This is a genomic window from Psychromonas sp. MME1, from assembly GCF_041080865.1.
Lineage (GTDB): Bacteria > Pseudomonadota > Gammaproteobacteria > Enterobacterales > Psychromonadaceae > Psychromonas.
On sequence record NZ_CP160906.1, the window covers coordinates 1,569,789 to 1,593,250 of the forward strand.

Here is a 23,462-nt window from a genome sequence, read left to right on the forward strand (position 1 = left end):
TTATCCCTACTTAAGCATATTTTTTTTCAAATGCAGACATAAAATCAACTAACGCTTGTACGCCTTCCATTGGCATCGCATTATAAATACTCGCTCGCATACCACCGACTAATTTATGCCCCTTCAAAGTTAAAAGCCCAGCTGCCTTAGACTCTTTTAAGAAGGTTTCACTTAAGGCATCGTTAGCCAGTGTAAAAGGTATATTCATACGACTACGAACTTCATCCGCGATGTTATTCGCATAAAATGGTGAGTTATCAATATAATTATAAAGTAGCTCTGCTTTAGCAATATTTTGCTTTTCCATTTCAGCTAGACCACCTTGCTCTTTAAGCCACTTAAAGACCAGCCCAGCTAGATACCACGCATAGGTAGGCGGCGTGTTGTACATAGAATCTGCATTGGCTTGGATCTGATAATCAAAAATAGAGGGGATCGCGGTACGCGCTTTACCAATCAAATCTTCACGAACAATGACAATAGCTAACCCCGATGGACCGATATTTTTTTGAGCGCCAGCATAAATAATACCAAACTTAGAGACATCGATTGGACGCGATAAAATCATTGAGCTCATATCCGCTACTAAAGGAACGACGCCAGTTTCTGGCACATCAAAGATTTCAATACCTTCAATGGTTTCATTCGGACAGTAATGGGCATAGGCCGCACCTGCATTAATGAGCCAATCGCTACACGCCTGCACCGTTTTTTTACCAGCAACCGTTTGCTCCATGATATTGGTTTCATTAACACGCGCATGTTTCTTCGCCTCTGCGGCAGCATACTTAGACCACTCCCCCGTCAGCAGATAATCGACATCTAATTTATCAGCTAATAAATTTAATGGTACTGCGGCAAATTGCCCTCGACCACCACCATGACAAAATAAGACTTTGTAATTATCCGGAATTTCCATTAAATCACGTAGATCTTGTTCTGCCTCCGCGGCCATCGCAACATATTCAGGGCTGCGGTGGCTTATCTCCATGACAGAAACACCCATTCCCTGCCAATTACAAAATTCCTGTTGTGCTTTTTGCATAACTGCTTCTGGTAACATCGCAGGCCCTGCACAAAAGTTAAATATTTTAGTCATAATATTGTTCATCTCTTAAAACAAAATAAGCGGCAAAAGCCGCTTATTTTAATATAATAATAATTTAATCCTGTGGCTCAGAGGAGTCATCTGATTGCACATCAACAACACTATCAGGCACCACCTGTTGGTTGCTACTTTCTACTCCTTCATCCTCTTCGTCATAAACAGGCTGATCTTTTATCTCTTCGATACGTTGTAATGCCACGATTTTTTCATCGTCACGGGTCTTGATTAACGTAACACCTTGAGTATTACGGCCAACAATAGAAACGCCACTAACAGGTGTACGTACCAGAGTCCCTTTGTTAGAAATCAACATAATTTCATCATTTTCATCAACTTGCACCGCGCCAACGACTTTACCATTACGGGCACTGACTTTAATTGAAATCACACCTTGTGTTGCACGACTCTTCGGCGAATAATCTTCAAGTGGAGTACGTTTACCGTAGCCATTTTCGGTAGTCGTTAATATGTGCCCTGTTTCATTAGGAACGATTAACGACACAACTCGCTCACCATCTTTGAGTTTTATACCACGAACCCCCGTTGCCGTTCGTCCCATTGGACGAACCCCTTTGAACTTGATCTCTTGCTCGCCGTTTTCATCAAGAATTGGCTTGCCGTCTTCATCAACTGCCGGTATTTCTTCCGCTTCTTTAAAGCGTACGACTTTGCCCGCATCGGAGAAGATCATTATTTCGTTCTCTCCATTGGTGATTTGCGCGCCAATTAACTCGTTATCATCTGTTAAGTTAATCGCAATCAAACCACTTGCACGAGGACGACTATAAGCACTTAGTGCTGTTTTCTTAACCGTACCATTAGCTGTTGCCATAAATACAAATTTATCATCTTCATATTCACGAACCGGTAGAATCGCGGTGATACGTTCACCCTCTTCAAGCGGCAAAATATTCACAATTGGACGTCCACGCGCTTGACGTGAAGCAAGTGGCAGTTGGAACACTTTTAACCAATAGAGTCGACCACGGGTTGAGAAACAGAGGATCGTATCATGGGTACTGGCAACGAGTAACTTCTCAATGAAATCTTCATCTTTCATCTTCGTAGCAGATTTACCTTTACCACCACGTCGTTGTGCTTCGTAATCAGTCAAAGGTTGATATTTAACATAGCCTTCGTGGGAAAGCGTAACAACCACATCTTCTTCGGTGATCAAATCTTCCATACAAAGATCACTTTCATTGGCAGTGATTTCTGTGCGGCGAGCATCGCCAAAGTTTGCACGAATTTCTTCCAACTCTTCGCGAATAACTTCCATTAATCGAGCAGGACTCGCTAGAATATGCAGTAACCCGGCAATTATTTCTAATAGCTCTTTATATTCGCTTAATATTTTCTCATGCTCTAAACCCGTTAACTTATGTAAACGTAAATCTAGAATCGCCTGAGCTTGAACTTCAGTCATGTAATAGTGATTATCACGTACACCAAATTCAATCGGCAAACCATCTGGACGCGCAGCATTTACCCCTGCAGCTTCAAGCATAACAACGACGTTACCGAGTTCCCAGCCCTGTGACTGTAAACCGATTTTCGCTTCGGCAGGTGTCGCTGAATTTCGAATCAACTCAATAATTGGTTCGATATTAACTAAAGAAATTGCTAAGCCTTCAAGGATATGCGCTCTATCACGTGCTTTGCGCAGTTCAAATACGGTACGGCGTGTTACCACTTCTCGACGATGCAGAATAAAGGCTTCGAGCATCATTTTTAAGTTAAACAGTTTTGGTTGCCCATGGTCCAATGCAACGGCATTAATACCAAATGAAACTTGCATTTGCGTTTGTGCGTAAAGGTTATTTAGAATGACCTCTCCAACATCACCACGCTTAACTTCAACGACCATACGCATACCGTCTTTATCAGACTCGTCACGCAGAGCACTAATGCCTTCTATTTTTTTCTCTTTAACTAACTCTGCTATTTTTTCAATTAGGCGAGCTTTGTTAACTTGATATGGCAGTTCATGAACAACAATGGTTTCACGGCCGGTTTTTTCGTTAACTTCGATATCCGCTTTAGCGCGAATTTTAACTTTACCGCGACCAGTATGGTAAGCATCAATGATCCCTTTACGGCCATTAATGATACCTGCCGTTGGAAAATCAGGGCCAGGGATCAGTTCAATCAGTTCGTTAATGGTAATATCAGCATTATCAATTAATGCTAAACAGCCATCGACCACTTCACCCAGATTGTGTGGTGGTATATTGGTCGCCATCCCAACGGCAATACCCGATGAACCATTGATTAACAGATTGGGTACTTTAGTCGGCAAAACTTCAGGAATAAACTCTGTGCCGTCATAGTTGGGAACATAATCAACCGTCTCTTTATCTAGGTCAGCAAGTAATTCATGGGCAATTTTGTCCATACGGATTTCCGTATAACGCATTGCAGCAGCACTATCACCATCCACAGAACCAAAGTTACCTTGGCCGTCAACAAGCATATAACGTAATGAGAAAGGCTGAGCCATACGGACAATAGTATCGTATACGGCTGTATCGCCATGTGGATGATATTTACCGATAACATCACCAACAACACGTGCTGATTTTTTATAGGGTTTATTCCAGTCATTGCGCAACACGTTCATTGCAAATAAAACACGGCGATGAACCGGCTTAAGACCATCACGTACATCGGGCAATGCACGCCCAACAATTACGCTCATGGCATAATCAAGATAAGAGTTCTTTAATTCATCTTCAATGTTGATTGGAGAAACGTCAGAGGCAAATTCGCTCATAGAGACCTAAATCCTTAATTTAATAGAATATCGATTGAATTTTAGTGAGTTGCGCATACTAACACAAAATAGCGATGAAGAAACGCATTCACAGCAAATTTACTACGAATATGATAACAGCAAATTTACTACGCATATGATATAAGCAAAATTACTTCAGTAAAAAATAATTAAAACATTAAACTGCGAGGTTAAACTCGTTATAATGCATTATTTCAATTAATTCGGTGTTAAGGGATGCAGGTAAATAGAGCTTTAGTGGTAAACAATGTTGATAACGATGAGATAGAAAAATTTTCAGCAATGGCCGAGCAGTGGTGGGATCTTGAAGGGGACTTTAAACCCTTGCATATGCTCAACCCAACACGGTTAGCCTATATAGAAGAAGGCGTTGATGGTATATTTGCTAAAAAGATTGTTGACGTTGGCTGTGGCGGAGGCATCTTAGCAGAAAGTATGGCTAAACAAGGAGCGACTGTTACAGGCATTGATATGGCACACGCATCGCTACAAATTGCCCGCCTGCATGCATTAGAAACGCAACAACAAATTGACTATCAAAAAACAACGGCAGAACAATTCGCACTCACCCACTTTGAACAATTTGATGTGGTTACCTGCATGGAAATGTTAGAACATGTCCCCGATCCCGCTTCCGTTATCAAGGCTTGCTGTGACATGGTAAAACCCGGGGGAAGCGTCTATTTTTCAACAATCAATAAAACATTTAAAGCTTACGTCATGATGATACTCGGTGCTGAACACGTTTTAAAATGGGTACCTAAGGGCACTCATAGCTACGAAAAATTTATTCGCCCATCACAATTATTATCAGCGGTAGATAAGACGAGTCTACATTGTGAAGCGTTATGTGGTGTTGAATATAATCTCTTTTCAGGCGAATTTAGGATCACGAATAATGTTGATGTCAATTACATGCTTCATTGTGTGAAACGTTAACTCCTGCACTTTCCCCCCCACTAAAAATCTAACAATTAAATATAAAAAACATGAGGAGAATCGGGTTTTAGATAATCTTTTTCTCTTTATTTATTCTTACTACTGCAGATAAAAAAAAGTATAAAAAATCATTGCAATTCACAACTCACGCTAAAAACTTAAAGGTTGATGTTAGTGAACACAAACTTGTTTTTGGAACTGCTATTTATCCACAATCTTATCCACTTAATGAATAAAAATATTCACTTGATAAAAACAAAAAAAGCTTTATCTTGTGCCAACTAAACTTGCAAAGCACAATATGTAGTGTTTTTAAAAATTATGCATCCGATAACTGACAGCCTCTTGCTAACAAGCATTGTCGCCAGAAATAAGGTAATCCCACATGAATAAAAACCTGTTTGTCACCAAACGTAATGGCAAAAGAGAAAACATCGACCTCGAGAAAATCCACCGTGTTATTACTTGGGCGGCGGAAGGTCTTGACAATGTTTCAGTCTCGCAGGTTGAACTAAATTCACATATTCAGTTTTATGATGGCATTCGTACCGAAGATATTCACGAAACCATTATCAAAGCAGCAGCGGATCTTATTTCTGAAGAATCACCAGATTATCAATATTTAGCAGCCCATCTTGCCGTATTCCATCTACGCAAAAAAGCCTATCAGCGATTCACGCCACCAAGCGTATTTGAACATGTTAGTAAAATGTGTTCAAAGGGCAAATATGATGCACACCTTCTTGAAGATTATACAAAACAAGAATTTGAAGAGATGGATACCTTTATTGACCATAACCGCGATTTAAATTTTTCCTATGCGGCGGTAAAACAACTTGAAGGTAAATATTTAATTCAAAATCGTGTAACTGGTGATATATACGAAAGTGCACAATTTCTTTATTTATTAGTAGCAGCATGCCTTTTTTCAGATTACGACAAGTCCATTCGTATGGATTATGTACGCCGCTTCTATGATGCCACTTCGCAATTTAAAATTTCCCTACCAACACCAATTATGTCTGGGGTGCGTACGCCTACTCGCCAATTTAGTTCCTGCGTATTAATCGAAGCCGGTGATAGCCTCGACTCCATCAATGCCACTGCGAGCTCTATTGTAAAATATGTTTCACAACGTGCAGGCATTGGTATTAATGCAGGGCGAATTCGCGCCTTAGGTAGCACAATCCGCGGTGGTGAAGCATTCCATACAGGTTGTATTCCCTTCTATAAATACTTTCAAACTGCCGTAAAATCCTGTTCGCAGGGCGGTGTCCGTGGCGGTGCTGCAACGGTTTTCTACCCACTGTGGCACTTGGAAGTAGAAAGTTTATTGGTGCTTAAAAATAACCGAGGGATTGAATCAAACCGTGTTCGTCACATGGATTATGGTGTGCAATTAAGCCGTTTATTTTATCAACGCTTAATCGAACGAAAAAATATCACACTCTTCAGTCCGTCCGATGTCCCTGGTTTATACGATGCTTTTTTTGAAGACCAAGATGAATTTGAGCGTCTTTATGATGTTTATGAAGGCGATCCTGACATCCGTCAGAAAAGCATTCCTTCCGTCGAACTGTTTTCAATATTAATGCAAGAACGTGCAAGTACTGGTCGTATTTATATTCAAAACGTTGATCACTGTAATACGCATAGTCCCTTTGATAGCAAAGTTGCCCCCATTCGTCAAAGTAACTTATGTCTTGAAATAGCGCTACCCACTAAACCACTGCAACATATTATGGATGAAGAGGGTGAAATTGCACTCTGTACCTTGTCAGCCTTAAACTTAGGTGCGATTGAATCTCTCGATGAGTTAGAAGAAATTGCTGAATTAACGGTTCGTGCATTAGATAATCTACTCGATTATCAAGATTACCCAATTAAAGCAGCAGAAAACAGCAGCATGGCGCGTCGTACTCTTGGGATTGGTGTGATCAACTATGCTTATTACCTCGCTAAAAATGGCGTTAAATACTCCGATGGCAGTGCCAACAATCTAACCCATAAAAGTTTTGAAGCGATCCAATACTATCTATTGAAAGCTTCAAATGTGCTGGCAAAAGAGCGTGGGGCTTGTCCTAAATTTAATGAAACTCGCTATTCCCAAGGCATTTTACCCATTGACACATATAAAAATTCATTGGACGCAATCTGTGATGAACCCTACCATTTAGATTGGGAAACACTGCGTGCGGATATTGTTCGAGACGGTTTACGTAACTCAACCTTGTCAGCATTAATGCCATCAGAAACCTCAAGCCAGATTTCTAATGCGACCAATGGCATTGAACCACCACGTGGATTTATTAGCATAAAAGCGAGTAAAGATGGTATTTTAAAACAGGTTGTTCCTGAATTTGATAAATACAAAGAAAATTATGAGTTACTATGGAACATTCCAAATAACCAAGGTTACTTAGAACTCGTTGGCATTATGCAAAAATTTGTTGATCAGGCTATCTCAGCGAATACTAATTATGATCCAAAACGTTTCGACGATAATAAAGTACCAATGACTAACCTCTTGAAAGATCTATTGGTCGCCTATAAAATGGGAGTCAAAACGCTTTATTATCATAATACGCGAGATGGCGCAGATGATGAAAAGGTAATCGAAGAAGACTGTGCCGGTGGTGCGTGCAAAATTTAACCCGCATTTTGTTATGCCCATTCAATCGAATGGGTTTTTAGTTTTTAATATTTTCTATTCCTCACTCCGGTGAGATGCTAATGCACTATGGAGAAGCATATGGCTTATACTACTTTCTCAACCATTCCTAATAATGCGCTTAAAGAGCCGATGTTTTTTGGTAATCCGGTCAATGTCGCTCGTTATGATCAACAACGTTTTGATGTATTTGAGAAGTTAATTGAGAAGCAGCTGAGTTTTTTCTGGCGACCAGAAGAGATAGATGTAAATCGCGATCGTATTGACTTTATTAATTTACCCGATCATGAGCAACATATCTTCATATCAAATTTAAAATATCAAACTTTGCTCGATTCAATCCAAGGCCGTAGCCCTAATATCGCTCTACTACCGATTGTCTCATTACCTGAATTAGAAACATGGATAGAGACATGGAGTTTTTCTGAAACAATCCATAGTCGGAGTTACACACACATTATCCGCAATTTATTTACTGAACCTAGCACAGTGTTTGAAGATATTGTCACTAATGAAGAAATTTTGAAACGTGCTATTGATATTTCAGGCTATTATGATGAATTGATTCATGCGACACAGTTTTTCCAATTACATGGATTAGCACAAAGTGAGGTTGCTTATATTAACCTACATGGAGAGAAGGAAACCTTAACTCTCCGTTCGCTGAAGAAAAAATTATACCTCTGTATCTGCTCTATCAATGCATTAGAAGCCATTCGATTCTATGTCTCCTTTGCTTGCTCATTTGCCTTTGCTGAGCGCGATTTATTAGAAGGAAATGCTAAAATAATCAAATTGATAGCGCGCGATGAAGCACTACACCTAAACTCCACACAGCAAATATTAAATCTTTGGGCCGATGGTAAAGATGATCCGGAAATGGCTGAAATTGCCGTTGAGTGTTTTGCACAGGGGCGCGATATATTTTTAAATGCTGCAGAGCAAGAAAAAGAGTGGGCTAAATACCTCTTTAAAGATGGCTCAATGATTGGTTTGAATGAACAAATTTTATGCCAATATGTTGAATATATTACTAACCAGCGAATGCAAGCAATTGGCTATGAAGCGCCCTTCAAGGTAAGCAACAATCCTATTCCATGGATTAATCATTGGTTAGTCAGTGACAACGTTCAAGTTGCCCCTCAAGAAGCGGAAATAAGTTCATACCTAGTCGGGCAAATTAATAGTAAAGTTGACAGCGAGGAGCTTAGCTCTTTTAAATTATAATTCAGCGAATTTTGCTAAATGACAAAAATATTAACCGTTAACGGTATTGAGTACCCCCTCAATACCAACAAAACATTGTTGGAAAATTTAGAAGCACAAAATATCGCGACAGAATTTCACTGTCGCGATGGACATTGTGGTGCTTGTCGATGCCAACTCATCCGTGGAGAAGTTAATTATAATAACTTTCCACTGGCCTACTGCCGCGATAATGAAATATTAACCTGCTGTAGCAGCACTCAACAAAGCGTTGAGATATTAATACAATCCACATGAATATCTAATTGCTTAAAATAATAGATAGCTAGGTTGCATTCATTAAATATAACTAGATCAATCACATTAAAATTGTACAATAAACATTACAATGCTAATGCGATTTATTATAGATATTTACGGAAAATATCAATTACCATACTCAGGAAGAGGATCATATAACATAATGGGCTATACATTACGATTACTCTCTCTCAACCTCATTTTTACAATAATTGGCTTACATAATACGACTGCTTATGCAAACCCCAATTTTGATAAAGCTTATAAAGCAATTGAGGCAGGAAATTATAGACTAGCCCATGATTTATGGTTACACCTTGCAGTTAATGGCGATCCGGCTGCTCAGTATGCCATTGGTTGGTTGTATGAAAGTGGACAGGGTGTCGAGAAAAATCTCCAGCAAGCGATACAATGGTACACAAAAGCGGCGGAACAAAATCATGTAGCCGCACAATATATACTCGCAACCATGTACGATAATGGACAAGGTGTCGATGTCAATCCAAGTGAAGCGGTAAAATGGTATCTGAAGGCTGCACAACAAGGTGATGCAATTGCACAGTATCAAATGGGGGACCATTTTAAAAAAGGCAATGGTGTTAAACAAAATGATGACGAAAGCTTTCTGTGGTTTAGTAAAGCCGCTGCGCAAGGACATCTCAATGCACAAATTAGCTTAGGCACAATTTATCAAAATGGCCGAGTTGTGCAACAGGACTACCAGCTGGCGATAGAATGGTATGATAAAGCAGCAACACAAGGTAATGCATTAGCGCAATACCTATTGGCACAAATGCATGAGTATGGCCGAGGTGTCCCGCAAAATTATCAACAAGCTAAAACACTCTACCTAAAATCATCTGAAAATAATTATGCCCCGTCAGCCTATAAAATTGCCGAATTTTATGAACAAGGTAAAGGTGAAGCCGTAGATTTGAAAAATGCGATAACCTGGTACACACGAGCAGCCGCTAAAGGGAGTGCTGCAGCACAATTTAAACTTGGGCAAATATATCAAAACGCAACCATCAATAAGCAAAATATGAACACGGCACTGACTTGGTATAATAGCGCAGCTGCTCAAAATCATGCTCAATCGCTCTATCAACTAGGGGTGATTTATGAACATGGCATCCATGATCAAAGTGGCAAATTCATTTTACCTAAAAATAAAAATAAAGCCGCAGAATACTATCTACATGCGTCGCAACTTAATTATCATTTAGCCAACGCACGCTTAGCCTACTTCTATGAAAAAGGTATTGTTTTTCCCTCGGATTTACATAAAGCCATCACGCTATATCAAAAAACCACTGAACCATGGGCAATACAGCGCCTTAAAGATTTACAAAAAAGCCAACAATGCTTTAAAAATGCAACAACTTTTCTTTTTGATATAGCCATTGCTTGTAGCCAGCGCGACACTATCAGAGAAAAAATCAAAGCCACAGGTATCCGCCCTATTAACGAGAATGATCAGGATTTCGTTGACCTTTACTTTACTGGCGCGACAATATCAGGGACAAGTCAGCTGGCGGTAACATATACTCAGCATGCGCAATTCGCACAGGCCAAATACACCTATATAGGTCGCGATAAACCACAACTTATTGCACAACTTAAAAATGAATTTACTGAGAAGTACGGTATTCCTGATTCATTCAGCACAGAGCAAGATAGTGATGATATCAATGGTATCGATTATAGCCACGGAAAAATTAGTTTTGTTTGGCTGTTACATGACAACATTGAACTGCTCATCAATCGCGAGTGGCCAGATACAACCACCTATGTAACATATAGCTATGTTGAACCAACATCCCCCACAGAATAAATGAAATTAGTCGCCGATGACTATTATCATCGCGCTATTTCAATGTATAGACAAAGACAAAAAAATTGTTCTCTCTACTTTTATACCATAAAATCATTTACATAGAGTTCTGTTTTATACCTCACATCTCGGTACTTTTTGCTTGCTGATTTTATATCTTAAAGTACCATAGGTATATTGGATCAATCTCTCCTTACCATTAGCTAACAGAGAAGCGTTTACATGGATACAACACTACTATTTTTTATTGGTACAGCTTTTACTTTTGGTATGATTATTAACTTTATCGGCTTACCGCCAATGATTGGTTTTCTATTAGCTGGTTTTGCGCTTAATTTATGGGGGTTTGAATCTAGTGAAGGATTAATTGCCATTGCCAACTTAGGGGTAACCTTACTACTTTTCACGATCGGTCTGAAACTCGACCTCCGGACCCTATTTAAAGCAGAGGTTTGGGGGGGAGCAAGCATACATATAGCTGCGTGTATTATTTTTTATACCCTACTCTTATTTGCATTAAAACAAATCCAGTTTTCCTTTTTTTCTGAATTAAATATCTATGGGCTATTACTTATCTCATTTGCGTTAAGTTTTTCCAGTACCGTTTTTGCAGTGAAAATATTAGAAGAAAAAAGCGAAACTAACTCGTTGTATGGACGCATCGCCATTGGCATCTTGATTATGCAAGATATTTTTGCGGTGTTATTTTTATCTATATCTGTCGCCAAGATCCCTTCCATTTGGGCCTTAGCATTATGTGCATTGCCACTTATCCGGCCCCTTTTATTCAAATTATTAGATCGTGCGGGTCACGGGGAGTTATTAGTACTATATGGTTTTTTCCTGGCATTAGTTGTGGGCGCAGGTTTATTTGAATCTGTCGGAATGAAAGCCGATTTAGGGGCTTTAATTGCCGGGATGCTATTAGCGGCCCACCCAAGTGCGAAGAACATGGCCAATGCATTATTTAATCTTAAGGAGCTCTTTTTAATTTGCTTCTTTTTAACGATAGGTCTAGGCGGTTTGCCTCATCTTGATCATGTAATGATTGCAGGCATCTTATCTTTATTGCTTTTAGTGAAAATAGCCCTTTATTTTCTCACCCTGACCAAATTTAAACTTCGTTCGCGCACCGCCCTATTTGCTTCATTTTCCTTAGCTAATTATAGTGAATTTGGATTAATCGTAGCGTCTCTAGCTACCTATAAAGGTTGGCTCAGTCAGGATTGGCTCATTATTACCGCGATTGCAGTTTCATTAAGTTTTATTATCGCATCCATACTCAATAAGTATGGTGATCAAATTTATAGCCGATATACACTTTCCTTGAAACGTTTTCAATCTACTCGCTTACATAAAGACGATCGTCCAGTTCGTGTTGGCGATGCGCAAATTTTAGTGATGGGAATGGGGCGGATTGGAACCGGTGCTTACGATGCGTTAAAATTAACCTTTGGTGAACGGGTAATGGGCATCGATTATAACCACCAAACTACGCTACAACATAGAAACTTAGGGCGTCGAGTCATTACGGGTGATGCCATTGACTCCGATTTTTGGAACAAACTCCAGCTTACTGACAATATAAAATTAATTTTATTAACTATGCCTAATCATAATGGTAACCATTTTGCCGCAGAACAACTGAAAAAAATCAACAGCGATAGTTTTAAAGTTGCTGCAATAGCTCATTTTAAAGAGGATCAGCAGGATCTCTATGACCTTGGTGTAAGCCCTGTTTACAATATGTATGAAGAAGCTGGATCAGGTTTTGCTCGGCATGTTTGTTCTGAACTGAAACTGATTTTGAATAAAAGTCACTATAAACATGAATTATGAAATGAAATAAAAGCGTTTAGCGATGATTTATAGTGAAAATACTCTGATTTAGTGTGACTTTTATTGATTATTCTGCAAAAATGTTCTACTCATATTTATCAATTTAAATCGTTCTCTTTTTGCTCAACTTGTGCAAATGGAAAAATATTGTTAATACAAAACGAATCATTTTGAATATTCGTTTTCAATAAAAGGTAACGTTATGTGTTCTATTTTTGGTGTGCTCGACATTAAAAGCGATCCCTTCGCCTTGCGCCAACAAGCAATTGAAATGTCTAAACTGCTTCGTCACCGTGGCCCAGATTGGTCTGGAGTCTATTCTTCTGAGAAAGCAATTCTTGTTCATGAGCGTCTTTCTATCGTAGATGTTAATACAGGTGCACAGCCTTTATACAATCAAAATAATACACATATCCTAGCGGTAAATGGCGAAATATATAACCATAAAGATTTAGAAAAAGAGTTAACTTGTGGTTATCAATTTAAAACAAAATCTGATTGTGAAATTATTCTTGGTTTATACGAAGAAAAAGGTAATGCATTTTTAGACGACCTAAATGGTATTTTCGCCTTCTGCTTATATGATGCAGAAAAAGATAGATACTTAATCGGTCGTGACCACATGGGTATCATTCCTCTATATATGGGCTGGGATGAGCATGGTAACTTCTATGTTGCTTCAGAAATGAAAGCATTAACGCCTATTTGTACCAAAGTACAAGAATTCCCTCCAGGTCATTTTCTAGATAGCGAAATTGGTGAATTAACAAAATATTATACTCGTGATTGGATGACTTACGAAGGGGTTAAAGATAATGGCGGCAGCCCAGAAGAGATCGGTGCAGCGTTAGAAGCGTCAGTAAAACGCCAGTTAATGTGTGATGTACCTTATGGTGTATTGCTATCAGGTGGTTTAGACTCTTCAGTTATCTCCGCGGTTACGCAAAAATTTGCTAAGCAACGTGTTGAAGATGATGATCAAACTGGTGCATGGTGGCCTCAACTTCACTCATTTTCAGTGGGTCTAGAGGGTTCACCAGACCTTGCAGCGGCACAAAAAGTAGCTGATTCTCTCGGGACTGTACATCACCCCATTATTTTTACCGTACAAAATGGTATAGATGCATTACGCGAAGTTATTTACCACATTGAAACCTATGATGTAACCACTATCCGCGCTTCAACACCGATGTATTTAATGGCACGTAAAATTAAAGCAATGGGCATCAAAATGGTTCTTTCAGGTGAAGGTGCTGATGAAATATTTGCAGGCTACCTATACTTCCATAAAGCACCAAATGCAAAAGAGCTTCACGAAGAGTTAAACCGTAAACTAAACAAACTACACATGTTTGACTGTCTACGCGCAAACAAATCAATGGCAGCTTGGGGAATTGAAGCACGCGTACCTTTCCTAGATAAAGAGTTCATGGATGTGGCAATGCGTACTAATCCTGAACTAAAAATGATCAAAGATGGGCGTATTGAGAAAAATATCCTTCGTCAAGCATTTGATGGTAAATTACTCGATGAAGTATTATGGCGTCAAAAAGAACAATTCTCTGATGGCGTTGGTTACAACTGGATTGATTCGTTAAAAGAACATATCGAAACACAGGTATCGGATCAACAATTAGCGAATGCTAAATTTAAGTTCCCAATCAATACACCAGATACCAAAGAAGCGTACTTCTACCGTAGCATTTTTGCAGAACACTTCCCACTTGATAGTGCTGCTGAATGTGTACCTCATGGTAAATCTGTCGCCTGTTCAACGGTTGAAGCTTTGGCTTGGGATGAAAGTTTCCTAAAAAATGCGGATCCATCAGGTCGTGCTGCGGGTATCCATAATGATGCTTACCAACAAAAATAGTAATACTATTTATTAAAGAATAAAATAAGCGTTCACGTTGAACGCTTTTTTTTGAGAAGAAAATGAATGATTTACACGGACAGCCTTGCCCATGTAAAAGTGGTAAAAGCTATCAAACCTGTTGTTTGCCTTTGCATAATAATCAACAACAAGCCAACTCTTGTGAAGCACTTATGCGCTCGCGTTATAGTGCCTTTGTGTTGCAATTAGGCCAGTACCTTTTTACTACCTACCACGCTGATTATCGAGGGAGTCTGACACCTAAGCAACTGGCAGAAAAAACGGTAGAATGGAAAAATTTACAAATTATAGCAACCGAAACATTAACTAACCGAGGTTTTGTCGAGTTTAAAGCTTGGTTTATCGATAATGGGCTATTATCTTGCCACCATGAACGCTCTAATTTTGTTAAAGATCATGAACAATGGCTTTATTGTGATGGAGAGATTTATCCTGAGCAAAAATCAGGTAAGATAGCACGCAATGAGCCCTGCCCATGTGCTAGTGGCAAAAAATTTAAAAAATGTTGCGCTAATTAATAGAGATAAAAATGGAAAAGAAAGTTTTATTAACCGATTGCCCCGATAGCAAAGGTCTGATTGCGCAGATTACCAATATCTGTCAAAAACATCAGCTGAATATTATTAAAAATAATGAGTTTGTAGACCATCAACATGGCCGCTTCTTTATGCGTACTGAGCTTGAAGGATACTTTAACGATCAGACATTACTTGCTGACCTTGACTTTAATTTACCTGCTGGCTCTTACCGCTCATTGGTATCACAAAAACGTAAGCGTATTGTTATTTTAGTAACAAAAGAAGCACACTGCGTGGGTGATATTTTAATGAAAAGCACTTACGGCGGCATTGATGTTGAAGTTGCTGCGGTGATCGGGAATTATGACAAACTGGAAGAATTAGTAAGCAAATTTGATATTCCTTACCACACCATAAGCCATGAAGGTTTATCACGTGAAGAGCATGAACAAAAAGTATTAGATGCGATAGCGCCTTATACTCCTGATTATGTGATTTTAGCTAAATATATGCGCATTTTAACGCCTAAATTTGTTGAACAATATAGTAATAAATTGATTAATATACACCACTCATTTTTACCTGCATTTATCGGTGCGAAACCCTATCAACAAGCATTCGACCGTGGCGTAAAAATTATTGGTGCAACGGCCCATTTTGTTAATAATGACTTAGATGAAGGGCCAATCATCACCCAAGATGTCGCCCATATTGATCATGCTTACAGCGCAGAAGACCTCGCTAAAACAGGGCGAGATGTTGAACGCTCAGTATTAAGTAAAGCCCTACAACAAGTATTAAATGATAAAGTGTTCGTCTACGCAAACCGTACGGTTGTTTTTGAATAGTATGGCAATAAAAGCATTAATAGGTTTTACAATTAACGTCTATTAATGCTTACCCCGAATCTTAGCAATACCCTTCTCGACCATTAACGTTATTAGTCCAACCATAAGCCCTACCAATAATTCAGCTAACATCGTCGGCATAAATAATAAATAATCAGCAATAGCATGCACATTGTGCACAAATATGCCTCCGGCAACGAGTAACATAGCTAACGTACCGACAATAGTTAATAGGCGAATAACTTTCGGTAATGCCGCAACAAGTAACTCACCGATAAATTTTAAAAGGTTATTTTTCTGCTCTGCTAACGCTATTAATTTAAAGCCGACATCATCCATGCGAACCAAAAGTGCCACAAAGCCATAAACACCCACTGTCGCCAACAGAGCCACAAATGAAACAACAATAATTTGTAATATTAAAGGCTCTTGCATGACTGTACCGAGGGCTAAAACGATAATTTCAATGGAGAGAATAAAGTCAGTCAGTATCGCTGATTTTATTTTTTTTGCTTCATAATTCAAAAAATCTTGGTCATCTTCGAGTATGGTGTTGATCGGCCGACTCTCTTTTTTTTGAAGATACTCAAATATTTTCTCTGCACCTTCAAAGGCAAGATATATCCCTCCTACCATTAAAATAGGGATAATCAGCCAATTAGCAAAGGCACTCAATAGAAAAGCAACGGGTAAAATGATCAATTTATTACGTAAAGAGCCCTTCGCTATTGCCCATAACACAGGCAACTCTCTGCTTGAAGAAAATCCAGATGCTTTTTCAGCCCCCACAGCCAAGTCATCACCCAATACACCCGCGGTTTTTTTAGTCGCGACTTTACTCATCATTGCCGCATCATCTAACAAAGCAGCAATATCATCAAACACAGCAAAAAAACCCGTTGCCATTATTCTTCCTCAAAAATATGAAATAGCGCGTAGACCATTCCATTAACCATTACATATAGTTCACTTTAATTGGTTTATTATCTAAATCCAATTCTTGATAGCGATTCATGAGCTCATTTGTGACACCGGTTGAGGTGAATTGAATAGACGAATTGCCTAATGAGGCAGAAAGGCGCTGCTGTGCAACTAAGGATATATTATCAACAATGTCATCACTAAATTCACCTTGCTCAGGGCGAGCTAGCAGTGCTTCATTATGCAATAATTGCTTTAAACGAATTGTACGAAAATGGTTATTATGTAAATCAGCATTCATATTACATGCTTGCTCAAGGGTAACACCTCCGTTAACAAGGGGTTGAGCAGGAGGAAGTTGAAACTGTTGGCGTAACGATGCGGTTGTCTCTAAAGCCACTTCTTTTTTTGCCGCTAAATCAAATTGTGCAAAATCTCTTGCGTCATCGGATAAAAAACTGAGTAACAAATTAAATTTGTCACGCGTGCCATTGTGTACAGCAGCATTTAATTGCTGCCCTAATTGCCACTCATTTATCAATAAATTGTTATCTAGCTGTTTACTATTCATACATTTTCATTGTTTTATCTCCGATATAAAGTGTTATCGGCAACAAACTGATTTTATTTAATGTTTTTTTATTTTTTTAACTTCACATGCCTCTATTATCTGCTATTATTGCCCGCGAAATAACGGAGGGGTTCCCGAGTGGCCAAAGGGAGCAGATTGTAAATCTGCCGCGTAAGCTTCGGTGGTTCGAATCCACCTCCCTCCACCATTTCACTCCCCTGAAAGTCTTTCCCTTCATAGAATATTTGTTTTACTATACAAAGTACGTAAAATAATCGTTTTGCACTACATCCTAGCTTATTATTATCTACAATTAAGTACATTACGCTCATTCTCAAATAAAAGTGAAGATCAATAAACAATGTTTAATTATAAAGACAAAAATATTTTAATTGTTGATGATCAAAAAGCATTCCATATCATGCTGCGTAATATGCTCACTAATCAGGGGGCTAGTGCACAAAAGATTTCCTTTGCTGAAAATGCTGAAGGCGCTGTGAAATTAGCAGAGAAAAAAACTTTTGACCTATTTCTTGTGGATTACAATTTAGGGTCGGGCAAAAATGGCGTACAACTTATTGATTTTCTACGTCAAAAAGAGTTAATCACCAATCATGCAATATGTTTTATTATCACCGGTGATAATAATAAAGGGATGGTACTTACCGCGCTTGAAAAGTCACCCGATGATTATTTAATGAAGCCCTTTTCTCAAACACAACTACTTAATCGACTGCGTAAAGCCGCACAAAAAAAAGAGGTAGTCGTTGATATTTTTGATGCCTTACAAAAACAAGAATATTCACAGGCCATTGCATTATGCAAAGAAAAAATTAATCAAAGCGCTGATTACAGAAAATTATGTAAAGCCCTCTTAGCTGATATCTACATAGAAATAGAGAAATACGAAGATGCAGAACGAATTCTTAAACCGCTCGTAGAAAACAGACCACTAATAAGAGCGAGCATCAGTTTAGGTAAAGCTTATTATTTACAGGATAAGCTATCAGAGGCGATTAATTTATTAAACATAGTAATACAAAATTCCCCCTTACAGATAGAAGCCTATCAGTGGCTATCACGCACCTATAAAAAAAATGGTGAACTAGAGAAAGCGCTAGCAACACTTAGCTATGCTGCTAGTATAACCAATCATAGTATTGAACGGCATCAAGAAGTGGCTATCTTAGCCAATGAAATGAACGAGCATAAACTCGTGATCAGTAGTTATTCGGCGATTTTACAACTGAGTCGTAACTCTTTTTACCCAAATCCTTGTCACCTCGCTAACTATATCCGTTGTATTCTTGAGTATGCTCTTTCCGAAGATGATTTAATTGATCGAAAAATCATTTTAAAACAAGTCAGCTCAGCACTCTACCAAAGCCGTTTTGAAGAGGGGAGAAATAAAGATTTTGACTTCAACTGCTTTGATGAAATTTGCCAATCTAAAGTATTCTTTGCTCTAAATGAACCATTAAAAGCGAAACGGAAATTGCTAAGTACGCTAGAACAAAATGATAAAAAACCTGAAGAATTTGAAACAACTCTATTATGCGAAGCACTTTTTTCACTATTAGATATCGGTGAGTTTGATTATGCAGCCCCCTTTTTAAAGGAAATTAAACAACGCGATATCATCGATTCAACCATGCAAACAGCAATTAATAAACAAACCGGTAGTGCACTGAAAGCCCGCATGAGTACATTTAAAAAATATAATACATTAGGCATCCAAGCTTTTTCTCAACATCTTTATGAAAGTGCTCTGACTCATTTCAATCAGGCACTGCAACTTGAACCATTGAATTCCGGTGCATTACTTAACTGTATACAGGTGCACCTTGAATTAATCAAAATTGCGAAGGATAACCAGCAGGTCGATTTACTACATCATTGCCAAAAAAATTTCAATTTGCTAAATAATACCCGGCTACCCAGCGAACACGCCAAACGCCAAAAACAGTTACAACAAGAGTTTATGGAAATAAAAGTGATCCGTTAATTAAGATCACAGACTTAATGCAATAACTGTCAATATCGCCGATTAACCTTTCAACTCCGCTAGTTTTATTTTTACCCGCTTCTCTGAAACAGGAAAAGCTGTCCCTAACTGTTGAGCAAAAAGAGAGACTCGCAATTCTTCCATCATCCAGTAAATTTCAGCTAAGTCATGGTTCTCTTTTTCATTACTCATCATTGTTTTACACAATGCCATATAGCGAGCTTCTAATTCATGTAAGGCAATGGTATGTAAACGATCTTGATTAGGGTTAAGCGGTAATTTTTCTAATCGTTTATCTAATGCCTGTAAATATCGTTTTAAATCAGGTAATTTCTTTTCACCTATTTGGCAGGCAAAACCGGGAAAAATAAGTCGCTGTAACTGCGATTTAATATCCCCCTGCGCCACTAACATGGTGAGATCTACCTTACCTTTTAAACGTTTATTAATACCATGTGCCAACGTTAGAATCTGCTCGACTAATTGCGTAATAAGTAAGGTCCGTTCAGCTAATTCAGCGCGTACCAGCTCTTTTTGAATTTCAAACTGCGCTGCCGTTCGAACATTATCTTGTCCCGTTAAAATCGCATCAACAGCACAAGCAATACAGTCATCGATGAGATCTTTAACTTGACCGAATGGGGTAAAGTACAAACCCAACTTCGCTTTATTTGGCAGACTCTGCTGTAAATATTTAATCGGCGAAGGAACATTTAACAAAACTAGGCGTCGTATACCCGCTTGATTAACACGCAACGCTTTTTGTTCATTGTCAAATAACTCAATGGCAACGCTTTTATTTTTATCAACCAAAGCTGGAAACGCTTTTACTTCATAACCTCCATGATCTTTACTAAAAGATCGCGGTAACTTACCAAAGTCCCACTCTACTAAATTACTTTTTTCAATGCCCTGTTTCGAAACTTTCGATAGCGTCTGTTTAACCTCGCCCTTTAATTGATGTTGTAATAACGCCAAATCAGTGCCTAAGGCGACACTTTTACGCTTATCGTCAATAACATTAAACTTCATTTTTAAATGAGTAGCGAGAGCTGAAATGTCCCATGCATCGGCAGGAATTTGTACACCAGTCATGCGCAACAATTGCTTAGCAAAGCTACTGAGCAAATCTCCCTGTAATGGTTGCATCGCGGCTAAGGCTGCCTCCGCATAATTAGGAGCGGGTACAAAATTACGACGTAAGGTTTTAGGTAAAGTTTTAATCAGTGCAATTAACAATTCATTACGCAGTGCGGGAATTTGCCAATCAAAGCCGCTGTTTTGTACTTGATTGAGTAATGCTAAGGGAATATCAACCGTGACCCCATCCTGTGCACTACCAGGTTCAAAGGCATAGCTTAATCGAAATTTAAAATCGCCCTGCTGCCAAAAATCAGGATAAGCATTTATTGTAATATTATCGGCATCGTGCGCCATTAAATCTGCACGTTGATAATCTAATAAATCAGGGTTATTTTTCTTTTCTCGATTCCACCAGCTATCAAACTGTTTGCTACTCGCTACATTATTTGGAATATGTTTATCGTAAAAATAGAACAGCGTTTCATCATCAACTAATATATCGCGACGCCGAGATTTATGCTCTAACTCTTCAATATCATTAAGTAATGCTTGATTTTGGGTAAAAAATTGATGACCCGTGATAAATTCCCCTTCAACCAGTGCATGACGAATAAATAGCTCTCTACAGAGTATCGGGTCAATGTTGGTATAGGTGACTTTTCTTCTCACTACAATGGGTAAGCCATACAAGGTTTGATTCTCAAAGGCCATTACCACGCCTGATTTTTTCTGCCAATGGGGCTCTGAATAACTCCGCTTAATTAAATGCTGTCCCTGCGCTTCGACCCATTCAGGTTTAATACGGGCAATAATACGAGCAAATAACTTTGAGGTTTCAACTAATTCGGCTGACATGATCCATTTGGGTTGTTTTTTAAACAAACTAGACCCAGGAAAAATCAAAAATTTACTGTTGCGCGCGCCTAAATACTCCGCATCCTTATCTTTAAAACCAATATGCGATAATAGCCCTGCTAATAAAGCTTGGTGTATATCATCAAAATTAGCTGGTTGTGAATTTATCTTGATCCCTAATTCATCACTAACCTGCTTAATTTGTGTATAAATATCTTGCCACTCTCTGACACGCATATAAGCTAAAAACTCTTTCTGGCACATATTTCTAAATTGATTACTAGAAAGTTCGCTACGTTGTTCATTAAGGTAATTCCAAAGATTAACAAAGGCGATGTAATCGGAGTCTTTATCATAGAAACGTCGATGCTTTTCGTCGGAAGCCTGCTGTTTATCTAAAGGTCTTTCACGAGGATCTTGGATACTTAATGCAGCACTGATGACCATCACTTCATGAACGCAGCCAAATTCGCTTGCAGCAAGTATCATACGTGCCAAACGCGGATCAACGGGTAATTTGGCTAAATTACGCCCAAGAGGGGTCAATTTTTTACGTGGATCTTTAACCGCGAGATTAACCGCACCTAACTCTTCTAATAGGGTAAAGCCATCTTTAATATTACGATCTTGCGGAGGCTCTACAAAGGGAAACTGATTAATCTCACCAAGGCCAAGCGCCAGCATCTGTAAGATCACTGATGATAGGTTGGTACGTAAAATTTCCGGATCGGTAAATTCAGGGCGAGAAAGGAAATCATCTTCACCATAAAGACGAATACAAACACCATCACTCACACGTCCACAACGACCTTTACGCTGATTGGCACTGGCCTGTGAAATTGGCTCTATGGGTAAGCGCTGCACCTTAGTACGATAACTATAGCGACTGATACGCACCGTTCCCGTATCAATGACATATTTAATACCAGGAATGGTTAATGAGGTTTCCGCAACATTGGTGGCTAATACAATACGTTGACCTCGATGCGACTGAAAAATACGATTTTGTTCGGCAACACTTAAACGTGCAAACAGGGGTAAAACTTCAGTATCGCGCAAATTACGACGATTTAATGCTTCCGCTGTATCACGTATTTCACGTTCACCATTCATAAAAATAAGAATGTCGCCACGTCCCATGCGCTGCAGTTCATCGACGGCGTTGAAAATACCCTCAATTTGATCGCCACCAGCATACTCCTCCAAGGGGCGATATAATGTTTCAACGGGAAAAGTTCGACCAGATACTTCGATAATAGGTGCATGCTGCCCACTTTTATCGACAAAATGATGTGCGAAACGCTCGGGATCGATGGTGGCAGAAGTGATAATAACTTTGAGATCAGGACGACGTGGTAAGAGACGTTTTAAATACCCTAATAAAAAATCGATATTTAAACTACGCTCATGTGCTTCATCGATAATAATAGTGTCATATTGACTGAGAAAGCGGTCATTTTGAATTTCCGCTAACAAAATACCATCGGTCATTAATTTAATATAAGTGTTTTCACTCACTTTATCGGTAAAACGTACTCGATAACCAACGGCTTCGCCTAAGGGAGAATCGAGTTCTTCGGCAATACGGGATGCAACGGTACGCGCTGCTAAACGTCTTGGCTGAGTATGGGCAATTAAACCGCTAACACCACGCCCTAATTCAATGCATATTTTTGGAATTTGGGTGGTTTTACCAGAACCAGTTTCCCCAGCAATGATAACAACTTGATGGTCACGTATCGCCTCTGCTATTTCAGTTTTCTTTTCACAAACGGGCAGATCAGGGTAACTAACTTTTGGCAAATGTTGTAAACGGTAGCTACGTTTATCAATCGAATTTTGTATATCACAGGCAATTTTTGTTAAGGCATTCTCAACTTTGTCTGGGTCACTATTTTTTAGCGCACCATCAATACGGCGAGAGAAACGAAATTGGTCTTTATATAAAGCACTTTTAAGGTGTTTTTTTAAAGTAGAAACGGACATGGTCAAAACAATTACCTAACAACAATCAAAAAAGCGATCCTAACAAGTCACACTGCAAAATGATAGAACTGCTTTTCTATATCACCATGC

At 38.9% G+C, this 23,462-nt stretch carries 15 protein-coding genes and 1 tRNA gene; 11 read left to right on the top strand and 5 right to left on the bottom strand.

Annotated elements, in window-relative coordinates; genetic code table 11:
- Window positions 1-10 precede the first annotated feature (10 nt).
- Window positions 11-1,099 carry a 3-phosphoserine/phosphohydroxythreonine transaminase gene (serC, locus tag AB2N10_RS07240; RefSeq protein WP_354624391.1) on the bottom strand — a complete coding sequence of 363 codons (1,089 nt, stop codon included), beginning with the start codon at window positions 1,097-1,099 and terminating at the stop codon, window positions 11-13.
- Window positions 1,100-1,163: 64 nt separating this feature from the next.
- On the bottom strand, window positions 1,164-3,881 hold the full coding sequence (gene gyrA, locus AB2N10_RS07245; protein WP_369434567.1) for a DNA topoisomerase (ATP-hydrolyzing) subunit A: 2,718 nt from the start codon (window positions 3,879-3,881) through the stop codon (window positions 1,164-1,166).
- Window positions 3,882-4,118: 237 nt separating this feature from the next.
- Here gyrA and ubiG point away from each other — a divergent pair, with 237 nt between their 5' ends.
- The 9 genes from ubiG (at window position 4,119) to purU (ending at window position 15,951) form a co-directional block, all read left to right on the top strand.
- Window positions 4,119-4,841: a bifunctional 2-polyprenyl-6-hydroxyphenol methylase/3-demethylubiquinol 3-O-methyltransferase UbiG gene (gene ubiG, locus AB2N10_RS07250; protein ID WP_354624390.1), complete on the top strand. Its 723-nt coding sequence runs from the start codon at window positions 4,119-4,121 to the stop codon at window positions 4,839-4,841.
- Between the two features lie 385 nt (window positions 4,842-5,226).
- Window positions 5,227-7,494, top strand: coding sequence for a class 1a ribonucleoside-diphosphate reductase subunit alpha (gene nrdA / locus AB2N10_RS07255; RefSeq protein WP_354624389.1), 2,268 nt, complete (start codon window positions 5,227-5,229; stop codon window positions 7,492-7,494).
- 99 nt (window positions 7,495-7,593) lie between these two features.
- Entirely contained in the window at window positions 7,594-8,739 is a 1,146-nt protein-coding gene (gene nrdB, locus AB2N10_RS07260; protein WP_354624388.1) for a class Ia ribonucleoside-diphosphate reductase subunit beta, read from the top strand.
- Between the two features lie 18 nt (window positions 8,740-8,757).
- Window positions 8,758-9,015, top strand: a complete 258-nt coding sequence (gene yfaE, locus AB2N10_RS07265) for a class I ribonucleotide reductase maintenance protein YfaE (RefSeq protein ID WP_354624387.1) — start codon at window positions 8,758-8,760, stop codon at window positions 9,013-9,015.
- 166 nt (window positions 9,016-9,181) lie between these two features.
- Entirely contained in the window at window positions 9,182-10,852 is a 1,671-nt protein-coding gene (locus AB2N10_RS07270; RefSeq protein ID WP_354624386.1) for a tetratricopeptide repeat protein, read from the top strand.
- A 222-nt stretch (window positions 10,853-11,074) separates the two neighbouring features.
- The gene (locus tag AB2N10_RS07275; RefSeq protein WP_369434568.1) at window positions 11,075-12,691 is read left to right on the top strand and encodes a cation:proton antiporter; all 1,617 of its coding nucleotides are present in this window, start codon (window positions 11,075-11,077) and stop codon (window positions 12,689-12,691) included.
- 202 nt (window positions 12,692-12,893) lie between these two features.
- Window positions 12,894-14,564, top strand: a complete 1,671-nt coding sequence (gene asnB, locus AB2N10_RS07280; protein ID WP_369434569.1) for an asparagine synthase B — start codon at window positions 12,894-12,896, stop codon at window positions 14,562-14,564.
- 62 nt (window positions 14,565-14,626) lie between these two features.
- Window positions 14,627-15,103, top strand: coding sequence for a YchJ family protein (locus AB2N10_RS07285; protein ID WP_354624382.1), 477 nt, complete (start codon window positions 14,627-14,629; stop codon window positions 15,101-15,103).
- Between the two features lie 11 nt (window positions 15,104-15,114).
- Window positions 15,115-15,951 carry a formyltetrahydrofolate deformylase gene (purU, locus tag AB2N10_RS07290; RefSeq protein WP_354624381.1) on the top strand — a complete coding sequence of 279 codons (837 nt, stop codon included), beginning with the start codon at window positions 15,115-15,117 and terminating at the stop codon, window positions 15,949-15,951.
- Between the two features lie 42 nt (window positions 15,952-15,993).
- On the opposite strand, the gene AB2N10_RS07295 is transcribed toward purU, so the two are convergent.
- Entirely contained in the window at window positions 15,994-16,857 is an 864-nt protein-coding gene (locus tag AB2N10_RS07295; protein WP_369434570.1) for a DUF808 domain-containing protein, read from the bottom strand.
- A 49-nt stretch (window positions 16,858-16,906) separates the two neighbouring features.
- Window positions 16,907-17,443 (bottom strand): VC2046/SO_2500 family protein, encoded by a 537-nt coding sequence (locus tag AB2N10_RS07300; RefSeq protein WP_354624378.1) that lies wholly within the window; start codon window positions 17,441-17,443, stop codon window positions 16,907-16,909.
- A gap of 124 nt (window positions 17,444-17,567) precedes the next feature.
- On the opposite strand from AB2N10_RS07300, the gene AB2N10_RS07305 reads away from it, so the two are divergent.
- A tRNA-Tyr gene (locus AB2N10_RS07305) sits at window positions 17,568-17,651 on the top strand.
- Between the two features lie 153 nt (window positions 17,652-17,804).
- Window positions 17,805-19,448, top strand: coding sequence for a response regulator (locus tag AB2N10_RS07310; RefSeq protein ID WP_369434571.1), 1,644 nt, complete (start codon window positions 17,805-17,807; stop codon window positions 19,446-19,448).
- A gap of 42 nt (window positions 19,449-19,490) precedes the next feature.
- Here AB2N10_RS07310 and hrpA read toward each other — a convergent pair whose 3' ends face one another.
- Window positions 19,491-23,372, bottom strand: coding sequence for an ATP-dependent RNA helicase HrpA (gene hrpA / locus AB2N10_RS07315; protein WP_354624375.1), 3,882 nt, complete (start codon window positions 23,370-23,372; stop codon window positions 19,491-19,493).
- Window positions 23,373-23,462: the final 90 nt, after the last annotated feature.

Bases quoted from the DNA above. Each gene is read 5' to 3' on its own strand.
- serC (WP_354624391.1), bottom strand. From the start codon at position 1,099: ATGACTAAAATATTTAACTTTTGTGCAGGGCCTGCGATGTTACCAGAA.
- gyrA (WP_369434567.1), bottom strand. From the start codon at position 3,881: ATGAGCGAATTTGCCTCTGACGTTTCTCCAATCAACATTGAAGATGAA.
- ubiG (WP_354624390.1), top strand. From the start codon at position 4,119: ATGCAGGTAAATAGAGCTTTAGTGGTAAACAATGTTGATAACGATGAG.
- nrdA (WP_354624389.1), top strand. From the start codon at position 5,227: ATGAATAAAAACCTGTTTGTCACCAAACGTAATGGCAAAAGAGAAAAC.
- nrdB (WP_354624388.1), top strand. From the start codon at position 7,594: ATGGCTTATACTACTTTCTCAACCATTCCTAATAATGCGCTTAAAGAG.
- yfaE (WP_354624387.1), top strand. From the start codon at position 8,758: ATGACAAAAATATTAACCGTTAACGGTATTGAGTACCCCCTCAATACC.
- AB2N10_RS07270 (WP_354624386.1), top strand. From the start codon at position 9,182: ATGGGCTATACATTACGATTACTCTCTCTCAACCTCATTTTTACAATA.
- AB2N10_RS07275 (WP_369434568.1), top strand. From the start codon at position 11,075: ATGGATACAACACTACTATTTTTTATTGGTACAGCTTTTACTTTTGGT.
- asnB (WP_369434569.1), top strand. From the start codon at position 12,894: ATGTGTTCTATTTTTGGTGTGCTCGACATTAAAAGCGATCCCTTCGCC.
- AB2N10_RS07285 (WP_354624382.1), top strand. From the start codon at position 14,627: ATGAATGATTTACACGGACAGCCTTGCCCATGTAAAAGTGGTAAAAGC.
- purU (WP_354624381.1), top strand. From the start codon at position 15,115: ATGGAAAAGAAAGTTTTATTAACCGATTGCCCCGATAGCAAAGGTCTG.
- AB2N10_RS07295 (WP_369434570.1), bottom strand. From the start codon at position 16,857: ATGGCAACGGGTTTTTTTGCTGTGTTTGATGATATTGCTGCTTTGTTA.
- AB2N10_RS07300 (WP_354624378.1), bottom strand. From the start codon at position 17,443: ATGAATAGTAAACAGCTAGATAACAATTTATTGATAAATGAGTGGCAA.
- AB2N10_RS07310 (WP_369434571.1), top strand. From the start codon at position 17,805: ATGTTTAATTATAAAGACAAAAATATTTTAATTGTTGATGATCAAAAA.
- hrpA (WP_354624375.1), bottom strand. From the start codon at position 23,372: ATGTCCGTTTCTACTTTAAAAAAACACCTTAAAAGTGCTTTATATAAA.